At 59.6% G+C, this 16663-nt stretch carries 16 protein-coding genes; 3 read left to right on the top strand and 13 right to left on the bottom strand.

Annotated elements, in window-relative coordinates; translation table 11 throughout:
• Positions 1-213: 213 nt before the first annotated feature.
• Positions 214-372, top strand: coding sequence for a DUF3309 family protein (locus KW840_RS03040; protein ID WP_172435350.1), 159 nt, complete (start codon positions 214-216; stop codon positions 370-372).
• A 57-nt stretch (positions 373-429) separates the two neighbouring features.
• Here KW840_RS03040 and KW840_RS03035 read toward each other — a convergent pair whose 3' ends face one another.
• The 10 genes from KW840_RS03035 to KW840_RS02990 all read right to left on the bottom strand — a co-directional run bounded on the left by KW840_RS03035 (position 430) and on the right by KW840_RS02990 (position 10021).
• Complete coding sequence (locus KW840_RS03035; RefSeq protein ID WP_150812229.1) at positions 430-2523, bottom strand: LTA synthase family protein; 2094 nt, start codon at positions 2521-2523, stop codon at positions 430-432.
• A 337-nt stretch (positions 2524-2860) separates the two neighbouring features.
• The gene (locus KW840_RS03030) at positions 2861-3466 is read right to left on the bottom strand and encodes an START domain-containing protein (protein WP_057713745.1); all 606 of its coding nucleotides are present in this window, start codon (positions 3464-3466) and stop codon (positions 2861-2863) included.
• A gap of 41 nt (positions 3467-3507) precedes the next feature.
• The gene (locus tag KW840_RS03025; protein ID WP_057713744.1) at positions 3508-3762 is read right to left on the bottom strand and encodes a YkgJ family cysteine cluster protein; all 255 of its coding nucleotides are present in this window, start codon (positions 3760-3762) and stop codon (positions 3508-3510) included.
• A 166-nt stretch (positions 3763-3928) separates the two neighbouring features.
• On the bottom strand, positions 3929-4408 hold the full coding sequence (locus tag KW840_RS03020; protein WP_218494421.1) for a translation initiation factor 2: 480 nt from the start codon (positions 4406-4408) through the stop codon (positions 3929-3931).
• Positions 4409-4488: 80 nt separating this feature from the next.
• A complete protein-coding gene (locus KW840_RS03015; RefSeq protein WP_218494420.1) occupies positions 4489-5928 on the bottom strand; it encodes a PLP-dependent aminotransferase family protein in 1440 nt (479 codons plus the stop codon).
• 201 nt (positions 5929-6129) lie between these two features.
• Positions 6130-6942 carry an OmpA family protein gene (locus KW840_RS03010; protein ID WP_218494419.1) on the bottom strand — a complete coding sequence of 271 codons (813 nt, stop codon included), beginning with the start codon at positions 6940-6942 and terminating at the stop codon, positions 6130-6132.
• A complete protein-coding gene (locus tag KW840_RS03005; RefSeq protein ID WP_056727192.1) occupies positions 6939-7295 on the bottom strand; it encodes a DUF4398 domain-containing protein in 357 nt (118 codons plus the stop codon). Before KW840_RS03005 ends, KW840_RS03010 begins: the two co-directional genes overlap by 4 nt.
• A 9-nt stretch (positions 7296-7304) precedes the next feature.
• Entirely contained in the window at positions 7305-8144 is an 840-nt protein-coding gene (locus KW840_RS03000) for an ABC transporter substrate-binding protein (protein WP_218494418.1), read from the bottom strand.
• 197 nt (positions 8145-8341) lie between these two features.
• A complete protein-coding gene (locus KW840_RS02995; RefSeq protein ID WP_218494417.1) occupies positions 8342-9271 on the bottom strand; it encodes an electron transfer flavoprotein subunit alpha/FixB family protein in 930 nt (309 codons plus the stop codon).
• Entirely contained in the window at positions 9272-10021 is a 750-nt protein-coding gene (locus KW840_RS02990) for an electron transfer flavoprotein subunit beta/FixA family protein (protein WP_015093946.1), read from the bottom strand. It abuts the gene before it with no gap.
• Positions 10022-10569: 548 nt separating this feature from the next.
• On the opposite strand from KW840_RS02990, the gene KW840_RS02985 reads away from it, so the two are divergent.
• Positions 10570-12234: an electron transfer flavoprotein-ubiquinone oxidoreductase gene (locus tag KW840_RS02985; protein ID WP_057713739.1), complete on the top strand. Its 1665-nt coding sequence runs from the start codon at positions 10570-10572 to the stop codon at positions 12232-12234.
• Positions 12235-12331: 97 nt separating this feature from the next.
• Here the strand turns inward: KW840_RS02985 and KW840_RS02980 are convergent, their stop codons facing one another.
• Complete coding sequence (locus tag KW840_RS02980) at positions 12332-13222, bottom strand: AraC family transcriptional regulator (RefSeq protein WP_057713738.1); 891 nt, start codon at positions 13220-13222, stop codon at positions 12332-12334.
• A gap of 191 nt (positions 13223-13413) precedes the next feature.
• Between KW840_RS02980 and KW840_RS02975 the strand changes: the two genes are divergently transcribed.
• Positions 13414-14466: an NAD(P)-dependent alcohol dehydrogenase gene (locus KW840_RS02975; protein ID WP_057713737.1), complete on the top strand. Its 1053-nt coding sequence runs from the start codon at positions 13414-13416 to the stop codon at positions 14464-14466.
• Here KW840_RS02975 and KW840_RS02970 read toward each other — a convergent pair.
• Together KW840_RS02970 and KW840_RS02965 are read right to left on the bottom strand one after the other, a co-directional pair.
• Positions 14463-15266: an IclR family transcriptional regulator gene (locus KW840_RS02970; RefSeq protein ID WP_218494416.1), complete on the bottom strand. Its 804-nt coding sequence runs from the start codon at positions 15264-15266 to the stop codon at positions 14463-14465. The genes KW840_RS02975 and KW840_RS02970 overlap by 4 nt on opposite strands.
• A 60-nt stretch (positions 15267-15326) precedes the next feature.
• Positions 15327-16637 (bottom strand): MFS transporter, encoded by a 1311-nt coding sequence (locus tag KW840_RS02965; RefSeq protein WP_057713735.1) that lies wholly within the window; start codon positions 16635-16637, stop codon positions 15327-15329.
• Between the last annotated feature and the right edge of the window lie 26 nt (positions 16638-16663).

Genomic DNA, 16663 nt, shown 5'->3' with positions numbered 1-16663 from the left:
GCTCCATCAGATTGCTGAATGGCCCGAGCAAACTGCGGGAGCGTCTGACGCAATCAAGGCAACTACAAAAAATAAGAACCCGTGCGAAATACTTCAAAAAAACTTGGAATTTTCCTGCAAGCGCAATAGTCCGAATTTTTAAGCAGCTCGAATTTACTTCATTCCCGCTGACCTAGATTGGCATGGTCAATCCACTGCATTTTCGACAAGGAAATAGACATGGGCACAATACTGATCATCATTCTGATCCTGTTACTGATCGGTGGTTTACCGGTCTTCCCGCACTCCAGAAGTTGGGGTTACGGCCCGTCCGGTATCATCGGCGTCGTATTGGTGGTGCTGTTGATCCTGCTCTTGCTTGGCCGAATATAAGTATCCGCCAGGCAAAAAAAAGAGGCCCTTGAAGGGCCTCTTTTTTTGCGTCACAACTTAGTCCGGCTTGCCATCAACAACACCGGCGGTGTTGTCCAGCAGACTCTTGGTCGCTGTTTGCAGGAACGCTTCGAGCTTGAGTTTCAACTCGGCGGTACGCGGCGCATCAGCAATGACTTCGGCGCGAGGGTTGGCACCCAATTCATACTGATACAACTTCGGCGCCATGTCCTTGTCCTTCGGCAGGACCAGAATCTGGTCCGCGGTGAGGACCGCCGTGGTCTGCTCACTGCCCGACGGCTTGATCACACCAATACCGGCGTCGCCTTCCGGCAGGTTGAGCAGGTCGCGTCCCCAGCACTGATGACGTACTTCGCCACCGATGCGGCCCATGATGGTCGGCACGATGTCGATCTGAGTGCCCACGGTGTGGTCACGCTGGCCGAACTTTTCCTGGATGCCCGGCGCGATCATCAGCATCGGCACGTTGAAGCGGCCCAGGTCCATTTCGGTGATCTGCCGTTCGTTACCAAAACCGTGGTCACCGACGACGACAAACAGGGTTTCCTTGAAGTACGGCTCCTTGCGGGCCTTTTCAAAGAACTGGCCCAGTGCCCAGTCCGAGTAACGCATGGCGGTCAGGTGTTCGTTCAGGTTGCCACGATCGGTCACGCGCTCGACCGGCAATGGCGTCGGCAAGGCGTAAGGCGTGTGGTTGGACAGGGTTTGCAGCAAGGCATAGAACGGCTTGCCGTTTTCCCGCGCCTTGAGCTCGACCAGGCCACGGTCGAACATGTCCTGGTCGGACACGCCCCAGGTCGGATCAGAGAACACCGGATTCACGAAATCGTTACGGCCGATGAAGTTGGTCATGCCTTGGTTGCTGAAGAAACCCGACTGGTTGTCCCAGGCGAAATCGCCGTTGTAGACATACACGTCGTCGAAGTCACGGGCGCTGAGCAACTGCGGCAGACCGGACAGCTTGTGGCTGCCTTCCGGGGTCTGCATCAGGTATTCGAAGCCCGGCAAGTTCGGGAAACAGGCCATGGTGGCGAACATGCCCTGGTGGGTATGGGTACCGTTGGAGAAGAAGCGGTCGAACAGCAAGCCTTCCTTCGACAGTTTGTCGAGGTACGGCGTGATGTTGCCTGGCCCACCCAGCGCACCCACCGAGTGACCGGCCATGCTTTCCATCAGGATCACGACGACGTTCTTGATCGGCAAGGTCTTGTCGGCTGGCGGGGTGTAATCGCGACGTACCGCCGCGGTCTCGCCATCCACCAGTTTGTCATCCGCCATCACCAGCATGTCACGCACCACTTGCTGGGCTTGTGGCTGTGGCAGCGTGGCTTTCCAGATATTGTCGCGATCCTCGGACATCCGGCTCTTGGCGGCGGCGACCAGAGAAAGCGTACCGTTGAGACCCAACTGGTTGGCGAAGTTGGAATCTGTGGTGTAGACATCACCCCAGCGCATCGGCGGGCCTTGGCGCAAGGTGCCACGGGCCGCGACGACGCAGATCAGCAGGCAAACCACGAACACGCCAATGCGTGCATACCACGGCGCGACCTTGCGTGTGCCGATGCTGCCGCCACTGAACGGGCCACGAGGGCGGGTCGCACGGTCGGCGCCCTTGAATGCCATGCTCAGGATCACGGTACCCAGAGCCCACGCCAGCAGATAGCGGACCACCGGAAAACCATACCAGAGCATGCTGGCCACGGTTTTCGGGTCTTCCTTGACGTACTGGAAGACCAGGCCGTTGAGGCGCTGGTGGAATTCACGATAGAAGTCCATCTCCATCAGGCCCAGGAACAGCGCGATGCTGGAGACCACTGTCAGCCAGAGTCGGAACAGCCCGCGTGCCGCCATGGCCCGGGCGCTGAACAAGGCCAGCAGCAACGGAATACTGAGATAGACCACCAGGCGCAGGTCGAAACGCAGACCGTTGGCGAATGCCTCGAGGAAGGTCGAAGCCGGTGTGTCGAGGATCATCGAGCTGTTGTAAGCCAGCAGCGCGACGCGCAGCAGACTGAACATGACCATCATGACCAGGGCACACAACAGCGTGTAGGCCAGATGCGATTTGACGGTCGGTTGCAGCAGGCGACTAGAAGCTCGCTGCTGACTCAGGGCGTCCGGGATTGCCATGTCGTTTTAGGACCCATTGGAAGTTGAAGTTTCAAAAATACAGCTGCGCCTTGCCCTCTTTTCGGCCCGTACCAGGCCTGGGGGTTTGCGCGGTGCGCAAATGTTGCACGATCAACGGCAGCATTGCCATTGATAACTACCCTCATCCCGAGTCTTTCATCCTGCATTCAGCCATACGCTGCGCGTTACGGGAGAGCCGGCGAATTGTCTTGGAGAGTGGGTGAAAATTTCGTGCAACGCATATCCGGTAACAAATTAAAACCTGAGCAGCGTTCAAAAAAGCAAACGCCCCGATCGAGTCGGGGCGTCACGAAGTCACCTCAAAAGAGTGACACAATTACTTCTCGGCGCGTTCCTTGAGGGCTTTCAAGGTATTGAACGGGGCATCCACCACGAACTTGTTGGCCACCATCGACGGCACGCTGCCGCCCGGCTCGGTGTGCACCTGATAGGTCACTTCGATCTGGTCGCCCTTGGGTACGAACTTCCAGAAACCGTCGACCTTGGTGACCCGGACGAAGCCTTTTTCTTCAGGAATGTATTTCGGCACGCCTTCGAGCTTGCGGGTCAGGCTGCCATCGGCCCCTTCGATGGTGGTGATGTGCAACACCGAATCACGGGGAGTAACCGGCCACGGGGTGTTGAACTGAGTGTAGGTCCAGCTCTGCTCACCTTCGTGCTTGAGCAGCTTCTGGGTTTTGCATTCGTGAATCCAGGCGCAGGCTCCGGACACGTCGTCCTGCAACGCACGCAGCTTGGCCATGGTGGTCTTCATCAGCGTGACGCCCTGGTAGGCCTTGTAGTCGGAGCCGGCCACTTCACTCAGGGAGATCTTGATGCCGTCTTCGTCTTTCTTGACCTTCCAGTCTTCGGCCTGGGCCGTCGAGGTAGCCAGCACAACCGTCAAACCACACAGCACAGCCATACGATGCAGCGAACCCATAGTCTTATTCCTTATTGTTGAAGTTCCGTTCGTAGAACACATCACGCCGCCGTCATTTGCTCCCACCAGCCGATCAACCGGATGGCTTCTTCGCTGCTGTTTCCGCACACCTCGGGGTCGGCCTCGAAGGCAGAACACACCGCCGGCCGTTCCGGCTGGCCGAAAATACTGCACAGGTTATCGGAGGAAAGTTGCAGGCAACGCTGCCCCGCGGCCTTGCCATTGGGCATACCGGGAATCGGTGAACTGATGGAAGGGGCAATGCAACAAGCGCCACAGCCCTCACGGCATTTCATGACGACAAGCTCCTCGCGACGAGCAATGTGTTAATGGACGGGGCACAGAGTACCCGTTAAAACAGTTGTTTTAAATTACCTGCGGGCGGGTTTTTCAACGCAAACGAGCATGACCGGCCAGTCTCCGACAAAGCGTCTGGCCTGCGGCTCGCGGATCCTGACGGGGTTACTGCTTGAACTCGAAATCCAGTGCCGCGCCTTCGACCTCGTGGCGTTCTTCATTTCGCAGTTGCAGCTGCATTTCGTTGCTGAGCAGGCGGCCGTTGAGCTGGAACTCGCTGTTGCCGCTTTTGTCACCGAACATCTGGGGTAACAACGGCTCGCGCCTGACCAACGGCACCGTTCCGACCGGCTTGAGCTCTTGAACCATTTCTTTGGGCAAGCTCAGATCCAGTTTGGTAGATGGAAGCTCAGTCTTTGCCACCTCGCTGGCCGGTTTCGATTTGGAGGCAATGGGCGGACGCTTTTTCACGGGCGCAGCCTGCTTACTGGCCGCCGAGGCTTTTTTCGCAGGTGCGGCTTCTTTCGATGCGACGTGGAAACTGCCGGTAGTCTGATCCTGCTCGGTGGCAGCCACGACGGATGCCGGCTGAATACTCGCAATCAGGCAGAGCCAAAGCCAGGCGGCAGGAAAAGTCGGTTTCATGTATCCAACGGTGGGTGCAAACGGCAGAGATGCATATGCTCGCCTGTTGCAGCCCACAAGACAAGCGCAGTCGCAGCCTGTTACAAACCGCCAGCCATCTCCTGGCAGAGTTGGGTGGCCAGCATGCCCAGGGTCATCAATGCACGCTCGGCCTCGCGGTTCCACGGGGTGCCGCAATTGAGCCGGATGCAGTGATTGAATTGCTCGGTATTACTGAAGATCAGTCCCGGCGCGATACTGATGCCCTGCTGCAATGCCCGCACGTGCAACTCTTGCGTGTTGACCCGCCCCGGCAGACTGACCCACAGAATGAAGCCGCCGGTAGGTCGGGTCATCTGCGTGCCTTCAGGGAAATACTGTTGCACGGCCAATTGGAAGGCGCTGAGGTTTTTCCGGTACTCCTGACGGATGAAGCGCAAATGCCGGTCGTACCCGCCATTTTCCAGGTACGCGGCAATGCCCATCTGGGTCACGCTGCACGCGGAATGCGTACTGAAGGTCTGCAAGCGCTGGATTTCCTGCTGATACTTGCCGGCGATCATCCAGCCGATCCGCACGCCAGGCGACAGGGTCTTGGAGAAACTCGAGCAATAGATCACCCGATCCAGCCGATCATAGGCCTTGAGAGACTTGGTGCGCCCCTGCTCGAACATCAGCTCACCGTAGATATCGTCTTCGACAATCTGGATATCGAAGTCCGACGCCAGGCGCAGCAATTGTTTCTGCCGGTCCTCCGGCATGGTGCCGCCCAACGGATTGCTCAGGCGGGTGGTCAGAACCAACGCCTTGATCGACCATTGGTTGGCCGCCAGTTGCAGGGCTTCCAGGCTCATGCCCGTGGCTGGATCACTGGGGATCTCGATGACCTTGAGACCCAACAGGTCGGCCAGTTGCAGCAACCCGTAATAGGTCGGCGACTCGGCCGCGATCAGATCGCCCGGACGGGTCAGCACACGCAAGGACATCTGCAGCGCATCGACGCAACCGTGGGTGATCACCACCTCCGACGGATCGACCACCACGCCGGCATCGCGCATGCGGATCGCCACCTGTCGGCGCAACGGCTCGAAACCAGGGCTGAACATGTAGCTGAAGGCCCGCGGGCTATGGAAACGGGTGACTTTGGCCAATTGCTGATGCAGTGCCCGCACCGGTAAATAGTCGACACTCGGCACCGCAGCGCCCAGCGGGAAGACACCTTCACGACGGGACTCGACCAGGACTTGCTGAATGATGCTGCTGCGGGTGACCAGCCCGGGGCGCTCGACCCGGGCGATGTCCGGCGTCGGCGCGGTGAGTGCCGGCGTCTGGTGCACGTAGTAACCCGACTGCGGCCGGGCGCGGATCAGCCCCTGATCCTCGAGATTGGCATACGCCTGCAACACCGTCGCATGGCTGACATTGAGCTGCGAGCTCATCTTGCGCACCGAAGGCACGCGCTCCCCCGGCTGATAGACCCCACGGCGGATGTCTTCGGCCAGTTGTTGAGCAATACGTTGATAGAGCAAAAGATTGGTCATGACGCAGCACTCGATTTCACGGGCATTTTATTCTTGTGTGAAACAATACCGGAACAGTTTAGAAGTGTACGGGGACAGTTGCCACAATAGTCGACCGTACAGTGCAGTGTCAGCAAAATCTGTACTGTTTTGTGCGGTAATCGGCAGGCATAAAAAAACCCGGCACTGCTTGGCAGGCCGGGCTTTCCAGCGACGCAACCCTTAGCGGGCAGCGCCGAGCTGGCCCTTTTCGTCGGAAAACACAATTTCCACCCGACGATTCTGCGCCCGGCCCCGTTCCGACGCGTTCGCGTCCACCGGATACTCGTCGCCATAACCCTCGACCTGGATGCGCTTGTCGTCGATACCCAGGTCCATCAGCACGTCAGCCACCGATTGCGCGCGGTCGCGGGACAGCTTGAGGTTTTCCTGCTTGCCCCCGGTACTGTCCGTATAACCTTCGATCCGCACCACTCGCTTGGGGTTGAGTTGCAGGAACTGCACGATCTTCAACACCACACGGTTGGCCGACGGTTTCAATTCCGCTTCGCCGGTGTCGAACAGCATGTCGCCCAAGGTCATCACCAGACCGCGGTCGGTCTGGCTGGTCGTCAATGCCAGGATCTGCTCCTCGAGCCATTTGCCTTGCTGCTGCACGCTGAACAGTTTGGACTCACGTAATGCCAGTTGCAGACGCTGCCGCTCCAGTTCGAGTTTTGCCGCTTGCTCTTCGTTGAGCACCTGATTGGTGTGCTCCCGGGCAATGGCGCTGTAGCGCTGGCTCAGGTAGGCGTAATGCACCACGTCCGAACCGCTGCCCCAATAGCTGGACAGGCGATCGGCACGGGCCAGGGACTCACCGGCGCGAATCACGTCCTTGGGGGCGATTCGCAGCACATTGGAGTCTTCCTTGACCTTCTGAAAGTCGGCACTGGCCTGCTGCAACGCGGACTCGCTGTGCTGGCTGGCGCAGCCAAAGAGGCTCGCGCAGCCTGCCAGGATCAAACCGCCGAGGGCTTTGCTCTTGAGGCTCATTGGGCATCTCCCAGTTGCTTGCGCAGGCGGGCGATGCGGGTGTTGAGCACGTTCAACTGTTCCTCGCTCTTGGCCGTCAACACCTTGGCTTCAGCCAGGCGCGCATCGAGTTCGGCCTGTTCGGCCCGCATGCGTGCGTTTTTGAAGGATTGATCGGTCATGTTGCCCTTGGCGCGGTTGAACTTGTCTTCGGCCAGTTTCATTTCCGGCACATCGTCGGCGGTGGCGCCTACGGCCTTGGCCTGTTCGAGTGCCTGTTCGGTCAGGCGAATCTGTTCATTCGGCGCAGGATCGGTTGCACAACCCGCCAGGGCGGCAAAGGCCACGGCAGCGAAAAGAGGTCGAATACTCACTGAAAATCCTTACTGTTTTGGGGTACTGACGGGTTGTTGCGGGGGGCTTGGCTGCGGTTGTGAGCGTTGTGCTTTCCATCGCTCGATATTGCGCATCAGCACGGCCTCCGTCAGTCCGGACGCGGGCAATTCTGTCATCTTTTTGGCCAACTGTCCGCGCAACCACGGATCGTTGCACGCCGAGTCATGGGAAATCGCCAGGTACAGGCCAGGTTTGTCGACCGGTTGCGAGCGCGCGACCAGGTCAGCGGCCATGCCCAGTGTCTGTGCGGTCGCCATGCCCGAGTAGCGCCCTGCCAGTACAAACTCGACCTCGCCCAACAGCAGTTTCTGAAAGGCCTGGGTCAGGTTGGACGTGCGCGTGAGGGTCAGTTGCTGTCCGGCAAAGGTGCTGAATTGCGGGGTCATTCGGGCCTTTTCCGACACGGCACCGGGATGGCCGTGCAGGTCCTGTGCTTCGTTGTAGACCAGTGTCGAGTCCTTGCGAGTCCAGACCAGATAGTCGTTTTCCAGCAAGGCTGGATGGATGTAGTCCAGGGTCTCCAGCTCGCTGACGGTCAACGTCGCGTCCGCCAGCATGTCCATGCGCCCGCTGCGCACTTCGTCCAGGGCCTGGGCGCGTTTGCCGGCATAAAGCAGTTCGACCTTGAGCCCCAACTCCCCCGCCACTTGCTGCAGCAAATCGGCGCTGGCACCGATCAGGTATTTGGGATTGTGCGGGTCTTGCCACAGGTACGGCGGTGCATCCGGGCTGCCGGTGACCACCAGCCGCTCGCATTTACCTGCGGCGACAGACAGCGTCGGCAATAGCGTCAATCCCAGCAAGCTCCAGACAAGGCGCAGATCCATGGCGACACACTCCACTCAAACTCGGTGATGCCCCCCTGTAGGAGCGAGCTTGCTCGCGATGGATTCAAAGACACCGCGTTTATCCAGGATCGACGCGTCATCGTTAACGTCCATCGCGAGCAAGCTCGCTCCTACAGAATGAAGAGCAAAAAAAGCCCGACCAAAAGGCCGGGCTCTTTATAAGTGAAGCAGCCGGATTAGACCAGCTTCTCCAACTCAGGGATGGCTTCGAACAGGTCCGCCACCAGGCCGTAATCGGCCACCTGGAAGATCGGCGCTTCTTCGTCCTTGTTGATCGCAACGATCACTTTGGAGTCTTTCATGCCGGCCAGGTGCTGGATCGCGCCGGAGATACCGACGGCGATGTACAGCTGTGGAGCAACGATCTTGCCGGTCTGACCGACCTGCATGTCGTTCGGAACAAAACCTGCGTCGACCGCGGCGCGCGATGCACCGACGGCAGCGCCCAGCTTGTCGGCCAGGGCGTACAGGTGTTTGAAGTTGTCGCCGTTCTGCATGCCGCGACCGCCGGAAACGACGATCTTGGCAGCGGTCAGTTCCGGACGATCGGACTTGGCCAGTTCTTCGCCAACGAAGCTGGAGATGCCAGCATCGTGGGCAGCGCCAACAGCTTCAACGGCAGCGGAGCCACCTTCAGCTGCAACCGGGTCGAAACCGGTGGCACGCACGGTGATCACCTTGACCGCAGCGTTCGACTGAACGGTAGCGATGGCGTTACCGGCGTAGATCGGACGCTTGAAGGTGTCGGCGCTTTCTACCGAGATGATCTCGGAGATCTGGTCAACGTCCAGTGCAGCGGCAACGCGCGGCAGGATGTTTTTGCCGTTGGAAGTGGCGGCAGCCAGGATGTGGCTGTAGCCCTTGCCCAACTCTGCAACCAGAGGAGCAACGTTTTCCGGCAGCTGGTGCGCGTAGGCGGCGTTGTCGGCCACCAGCACTTTAGCCACGCCAGCGATTTTCGCAGCGGCTTCAGCCACGGCGCCAGCGCCCTGCCCTGCAACCAGAACGTGGATGTCGCCACCGATTTTGGCGGCAGCAGCAACGGTGTTCAGCGTGGCCGGGGCCAGCACATTGTTGTCGTGTTCAGCAATAACCAAGATAGTCATTTAGATTACCTTCGCTTCGTTTTTCAGTTTCTCGACCAGTTCAGCCACCGACTTGACTTTGATACCCGCGCTGCGTGCAGCCGGCGCTTCGACTTTCAAAGTCTTGTTGGTGGAGGCGGTGGAAACGCCCAAAGCATCCGGAGTCAGCACTTCGAGAGGCTTCTTCTTGGCTTTCATGATGTTTGGCAGAGACGCATAGCGCGGCTCGTTCAAACGCAGGTCGGTGGTGACGATCGCCGGCAGTTTCAGGGAAACCGTCTGCGCGCCGCCGTCGATTTCACGGGTCACAGCTACGCTGTCGCCGCTGATTTCGACTTTCGAAGCGAACGTGCCCTGACCGTAGCCGCTCAATGCAGCGAGCATCTGGCCGGTCTGGTTGTTGTCGCTGTCGATGGCCTGTTTGCCAAGGATCACCAGCTGAGGCTGTTCCTTGTCGACAACAGCTTTCAACAGTTTGGCAACAGCCAGGGAAGTCAGGTCTTCGGCGGACTCGACGAGGATGGCGCGGTCGGCACCCAGAGCCAGCGCGGTGCGCAGTTGCTCTTGAGCGGTGGACGGGCCTACGGAGACGACGACGATTTCAGTCGCAACACCCTTCTCTTTCAGGCGTACGGCTTCTTCCACGGCGATTTCGCAGAACGGGTTCATCGACATCTTGACGTTGGCAAGATCGACGCCGGAATTGTCCGCCTTGACGCGAACCTTGACGTTGTAATCCACAACGCGTTTGACAGCTACAAGAACCTTCATGGATTCCTCGTTACTCTCCGGTGAAAAGAAAGTCGCCTAGGCGAACCTGGCGGTTGATGCTCATCGGGCGCAAGGGCACCTCCAAAAACGCCGGCAATGCTGTCAAGTGACCATCGCTCATGATCTGGATGACCATTGGTCAGTGGTGACTGACGAGTCATTCAACATCGCGGCGTGTAAACTGCACATCAAACCCGCGCAGCGCATCACTCTCTACTGCCATCGCCCTGTCTTTAGAGGTGCTCTTGAAACCAACAGCCAGCCTACGGCGAGCGCAAAACCGCCCGTATATTGACCGGAACGCCTATTCCGGTCAATACGCCAAAATGGCCGTTCATAAGGCGCGTGACTTTGATTTCTCTGGCTTTGAGCCAATTCAAACAAACGTTTGTATTGGACGCTGAGAGTGGTGTAGATATAATGCGCCACCAAAAGAGAAAGGTGGTCAATCGATTGTCCTCTTCCGGCGTTGCGCCGGAATTCATGGATGCGACACCCGACTTCCAAATTAGAAAAAAAACTGTTGAGCCTTGAGTAGGAGATAACCTGTGGAACGCGAATACATGGAATTCGACGTGGTCATCGTCGGTGCCGGCCCCGCTGGTCTTTCCGCCGCCTGCCGCTTGAAGCAGAAGGCCGCCGAAGCCGGTAAGGAAATCAGCGTCTGCGTGGTCGAAAAAGGCTCCGAAGTCGGTGCTCACATTCTGTCCGGCGCCGTGTTCGAACCACGGGCCCTGAACGAACTGTTCCCGAACTGGAAAGAACTCGGCGCGCCGCTGAACACGCCCGTCACCCGCGACGACATCTTCGTGCTCAAGAACGCTGAAAGCGCGCAGAAAATTCCAGACTTCTTTGTGCCCAAGACCATGCACAACGAAGGCAACTACATCATCTCCCTGGGCAACCTGTGCCGCTGGCTGGCCCAGCAGGCCGAGAACCTGGGCGTGGAAATCTACCCTGGCTTCGCCGCTCAGGAAGCGCTGATCGACGAAAACGGCGTGGTTCGCGGGATCATCACCGGCGACCTGGGCGTTGACCGCGAAGGCAACCCGAAGGAAGGCCTGTATACCCCGGGCATGGAACTGCGTGGCAAGTACACGCTGTTCGCCGAAGGTTGCCGTGGTCACATCGGCAAGCAACTGATCAAGCGCTTCAACCTGGACACTGACGCTGATGCCCAGCACTACGGCATCGGCCTGAAGGAAATCTGGGAAGTCGACCCGGCCAAGCATCAGCCAGGCCTGGTAGTGCACACCGCCGGTTGGCCGATGGACATCATGGGCACCGAGAACACCGGTGGCTCGTTCCTCTATCACCTGGAAAACAACCAGGTCGTGGTTGGCCTGATCGTCGACCTGTCCTACAGCAACACCTACCTGTCGCCGTTCGACGAGTTCCAGCGTCTCAAGCATCACCCGGTGCTTGCTCAGTACCTGGAAGGCGGCAAGCGCATCAGCTACGGCGCACGTGCCATCTGCAAGGGCGGCCTGAACTCGCTGCCGAAAATGGTGTTCAAGGGCGGCGCGCTGATCGGTTGCGACCTCGGCACCCTGAACTTTGCCAAGATCAAAGGCAGCCACACTGCGATGAAGTCCGGCATGCTCGCCGCTGAATCCGTGGCCGAGGCGCTGTTCGCCGAGAAGGACGGCACCGAAGAGCTGACCACTTATGTAGATGCGTTCAAGAAGAGCTGGCTCTACGAAGAACTGTTCGCCAGCCGCAACTTCGGCCCGGCGATCCACAAGTTCGGCGCCATCGTCGGCGGCGGTTTCAACTGGCTCGACCAGAACATCTTCGGCGGCAAACTGCCGTTCACCCTGCACGACACCAAGCCGGATTACGCTTGCCTCAAGCTCGCGGCCGACTGCAAGAAGATCGACTACCCGAAACCGGACGGCAAGCTCAGCTTCGACAAATTGAGCTCGGTATTCATCTCCGGTACCAACCACGAAGAAGAACAGCCGTGCCACCTGAAGCTGGCCGACGCGAGCATCCCGATCAGCAAGAACCTGCCGCTGTACGATGAGCCGGCACAGCGTTACTGCCCGGCCGGCGTGTATGAAGTGATCACCAAGGAAGACGGCGAGAAGCGCTTCCAGATCAACGCCCAGAACTGCGTTCACTGCAAGACCTGCGACATCAAGGATCCTGCTCAGAACATCACCTGGGTGGCGCCGGAAGGTGCCGGCGGCCCGACTTACCCGAACATGTAAGCCGAACCGCTGAACATCAAGGCTCCCGAAACGGGGGCCTTTTTGTTGCGTGCGATTCAGGACATAACACCGCCCCCACAGGGGATCTATTACCAACTCAGGCAGCGCGTTCATCCCCGGGATTACGCTCGAAGTACCGCTTGTACTCACGACTGAACTGCGACGTGCTCTGATACCCCACCCGATGCGCCACCTGCGCCACACCCAGCCCCTCCCCCACCAACAACTGCTGCGCCCGCAGCAGACGCAATCGCTTCAGGTACTGCACCGGTGACAACAAGGTGCTGCGCTTGAAATGCTCGTGAAAGGTCGACGCACTCATGTTGGCGCAACTGGCCAGGGTCTCGACATTCAACGGTTCGGTGTAATGCGCATGCAGATGACTGAGGGATGCCGCGATCCGGGCGAACTGCCCCTGCTGCTCAACCAGTGCCCGCAATACATCGGCTTGCGGACCGCGCAAGGCGACGAACAGCAACTCACGCAAACGCGCTTGCCCCATGATCTGGCATTCCAGCGGATCGTGCAGGCAACGCAGCAGCCGCTCGACACAACCGCGCATGGCGTCATCGAGCACTGCCGAGGTCATGGACTCCGGTGTTTGCGCCGGAATATGCCGCCCCGGCGCCAGGCCCATCGCCAACACCAACTCGCCCAGCATCACCCGGTCGATCGCGACGGAAACACCCAGCATCGGCCCGCTGGGCGCGGCAAAGGTTTCACACTCGAACGGCACCGGCAGCGCCTGAATCAGGTAATGCCCAGCACCATATTCCAGGGTGCGCGGCCCCAGGTACGCCAGTTTGCTGCCCTGGGCGATGATCACCAGGCTCGGCTCATAGATCTGCGGCCCACGGGCCACGTCGCAACTGGCCCGCAGAACCTGTACGCCCGGCAACGCAGTCGGGACGAAACCGTCGCGAGTGGACAGCGGCTCGATCAGCGAAACCAGAGTGGCATTGGCATCAAGGTAACGGGTCAACAACATCGGGGCTCTTCACAAAAAAGGTCACGGAACAAGGGACGAAAGCATCATCGCAGGTCTGATTGCCAATGGCTTCGAACAGAGGCGGATGCCGGAGGAATAGGCATGACACCCGGAGGAATCGCCATGGCCGGTACAGGGGACGACGCCCAGAATGCGCCACTTCACCCGTCAGCGCTTTTGCGAGGTTCACCATGTACACCGCCATCGGATACGCCGCCCAGTCAGCCACCACTCCCCTCGCCCCCGTGAAATTCGAACGTCGCAGCCCAAGGCCTGACGACGTTGCCATCGAGATTCTCTACTGCGGCGTGTGCCATTCCGACATCCATCAGGCCCGCAACGAGTGGGGCATTGCCGTTTACCCGCTGATGCCTGGCCACGAAATCGTAGGCAAGGTGACCGCCGTGGGTGCGAGTGTCACCCAGCATAAAGTCGGCGATCTGGTCGGTGTCGGCTGCATGGTCGACTCGTGCCGCAGCTGCGAAGCCTGCCAGGCCAACCTCGAGCAATACTGCCTCGAAGGTCCGACCATGACCTACGCCACCCCGGACCGCGTGGATGGCAGCAACACCATGGGCGGCTACTCCGACAGCATCGTGGTCAGCGAGCACTTTGTGGTGCGTATCCCGGAAAAACTGCCCCTGGCCAGCGCCGCGCCGATCCTGTGCGCCGGCATCACCACCTACTCACCGCTCAAGCACTACGGCGTGAAGGCCGGTGACAAGGTCGGGATTCTCGGCATGGGCGGCCTGGGCCACATGGGCATCAAGTTCGCCAAGGCCATGGGCGCCGAGGTGACCTTGTTCACCCGTTCGGCGAGCAAGGCCGAAGAGGCTCGTCGTCAGGGCGCGGACCATGTGATCGTGTCCACCGATGATGCCCAGATGCAGGCTGCGGCCGGGCACTTCGATTTCCTGCTCGACACCATTCCGGTGCAGCACGACCTCAACCCTTACCTCGATACGCTGCGATTCGACGGCGTACATATCCTGGTGGGGTTGATCGAACCGGTGGAGCCACCGGTACATGCCGCCAAACTGGTGTTGGGGCGTCGCGTGCTCGCCGGCTCGCTGATCGGCGGCATCGCAGAAACCCAGGAAGTGCTGGATTTCTGCGCCGAGCACAACATCACCTGCGACATCGAGATGCTCGACATCCGCCAGATCAACGAGGCTTACGCCCGCATGATCGCCGGTGACGTGAAGTACCGCTTCGTCATCGACATGGCGACCTTGAAAATCTAAACCTTCAAGCCAAGCTCCGCCGACAGCCGGGCCGTGACCCCTTTGATCAGGGGAATCAGCTCGGCCATTTTTTCCAGCGGCATGTAGGGTACGGTGCTGGCAATGCTGATCGCCGCCACAATGCGCTTGCTCGCATCACGAATCGGCGCCGCCACGCAGCGGATCGACGGTTCGTTGTCTTCGAGGTCGAACGCGTAGCCGCCGGCCACGTACTCGGTCATGCGCTGCTCAAGCTGTTCCCAAGACTGCTGGGGATGCTGCGGCCAGAACTGACTTTTCCCACCCGCTGGCAGGCTGATGTCGTACAGCCGCTGCCAATCCTGCGGCGAATCATCGAGCATCAACGCCTTGCCAATCCCGGTGCGCGCCAACGGCATGCGATGGCCGACCCGCGAACGCATTTCCGGGCCATTGCGCCCCGGATTCTTCAGCAGGTACAAAACCTCGTCGCCTTCGCGAATGCCCAGGTGCACGGTGTCGCCGGTCAACGCCGACAACTCATCCAGATAAGGCCCGGCCAGGTTCACCAACGGCAGCTCTTCACGGGCCTGAAAGCCCAGTTCGATCAGTTTCGGCCCCAGCAAATAACCGACTTGCGGCACCACCCGCAGATAACGCTCGTCCACCAGGCAACTGGCCAGGCGATGGGTGGTGCTGCGCGTGGTGCCGATCAGCCGGGCGATTTCCTTGAGATCGCGGGCGCCGCTGGCCACGGCCTGGACCACACCCAACCCGCGAAGCAGGGTCTGGGTGCCGGTCGGCGCGGCGTCCTTGGCGATTTTTGGGGCGTCTTCCTGCATATCCAGCCTTTACCGTTGAGCGAGTGAACGGGCGGCATTATGGTCGCCCGCGTGCCACGACTACAACTTGATACGCTCGACCTTGCCTACCAGCAAGATGTAGGACAGTGCGCCAATCAGTGCCAGCACCGAGATGTAGGTGATCGCCGGGGCAAAAGAATCACCCGTCGCGAGGAAGCCGATCACGATAGGCGTGGCAATCGCCGACAGGTTGCCGATGAAGTTGAACACACCGCCGGTCAGCCCGAGCAAACGCGCCGGAGCCAAGGTCGATACCAGCGACCAGGTAATCGAAGCCAGGCCATTGCCGAAGAATGCCAGCGCGAGGAAGGCAATCACCAACGGCGTCGACTCGACAAAGTTGGCGCCGATGATCGAGGTGGAAATCAGCAGGCCGCTGATGATCGGCAACTTGCGGGCGAAACCTACCGTGTAACCGCGACGGATCAAAAAGTCCGAGAAGAAACCGGAACACAGCACACCGATAAACGCGGCGAGAAACGGCAGCGATGCCAACAGGCCGGACTTGATGAAGTCCATGCCGCGATACTTCACCAGGTAGGTCGGGAACCAGGTGAGGAAGAACCACAGTGTCGAGTTGAGGCAGAACTGCCCGAGGTAAATGCCCCAGAGCTTGCGCTTGGTCAGGACAATCCCCAAGTCGGTCCAGCTGAATTTGGCTTTGACCCTGGCCTGTTCGGCCTGGATATCCACCAGCCCGCCGCCCTCGCGGATCAAATCGATTTCCGCGTCATTGGCACCTTTGAAATCCCGTGGCTCGCGATACACCGCGTACCAGATCACCGCCCACACAATGCCCACCGCGCCGGTGGTGACGAACACCATGTGCCAGCCGAATTCGTGCTGCAGCCAGGCCAGCACCGGCGTCAGGAAGGCCAGACCGACGAATTGCCCGGAGGTATAGAAACCGATGGCCGTGGCACGCTCGCGCTCGGGGAACCAGGTGGTGACCACACGGCTGTTGATCGGGTACGCCGGCGCTTCCAGGGCGCCGACTGCCATGCGCAACACGAACAGCGCGATGAAGCTGCCGGCGAAGCCGAGCATCACCGTGGCCACCGACCACAGCAGCAAGGCAACACTGTAAAGGATGCGCGGTGGCACGCGATCCACCAGCCAGCCGCCGGGGATTTGCATGGCCGCGTAGGTCCAGCCGAACGCGGAGAAGATCAGGCCGACGTGGATCGGGTCGATGCCCAGGTCACTGGTCAATGCCGGGGCAGCGATGGACAGGTTGCTGCGGTCCAGGTAGTTGATCACTACAGTGATGAACAACAGCACCATGATGAAAAAACGCTTGCGGCTGGGCGTCACCAACGACGCCTGCCCGGTGAGGGTTTGCGGTTGCATGGGGGGGTGCCTCTTCTTATGGTTAT

It is taken from the genome of Pseudomonas sp. PDM30 (assembly GCF_019218985.1).
GTDB classification, from domain to species: Bacteria; Pseudomonadota; Gammaproteobacteria; order Pseudomonadales; family Pseudomonadaceae; genus Aquipseudomonas; species Aquipseudomonas jessenii.
Note: the sequence above shows the minus strand (reverse complement) of the source record. Positions and strands in the feature narration are given on the sequence as shown.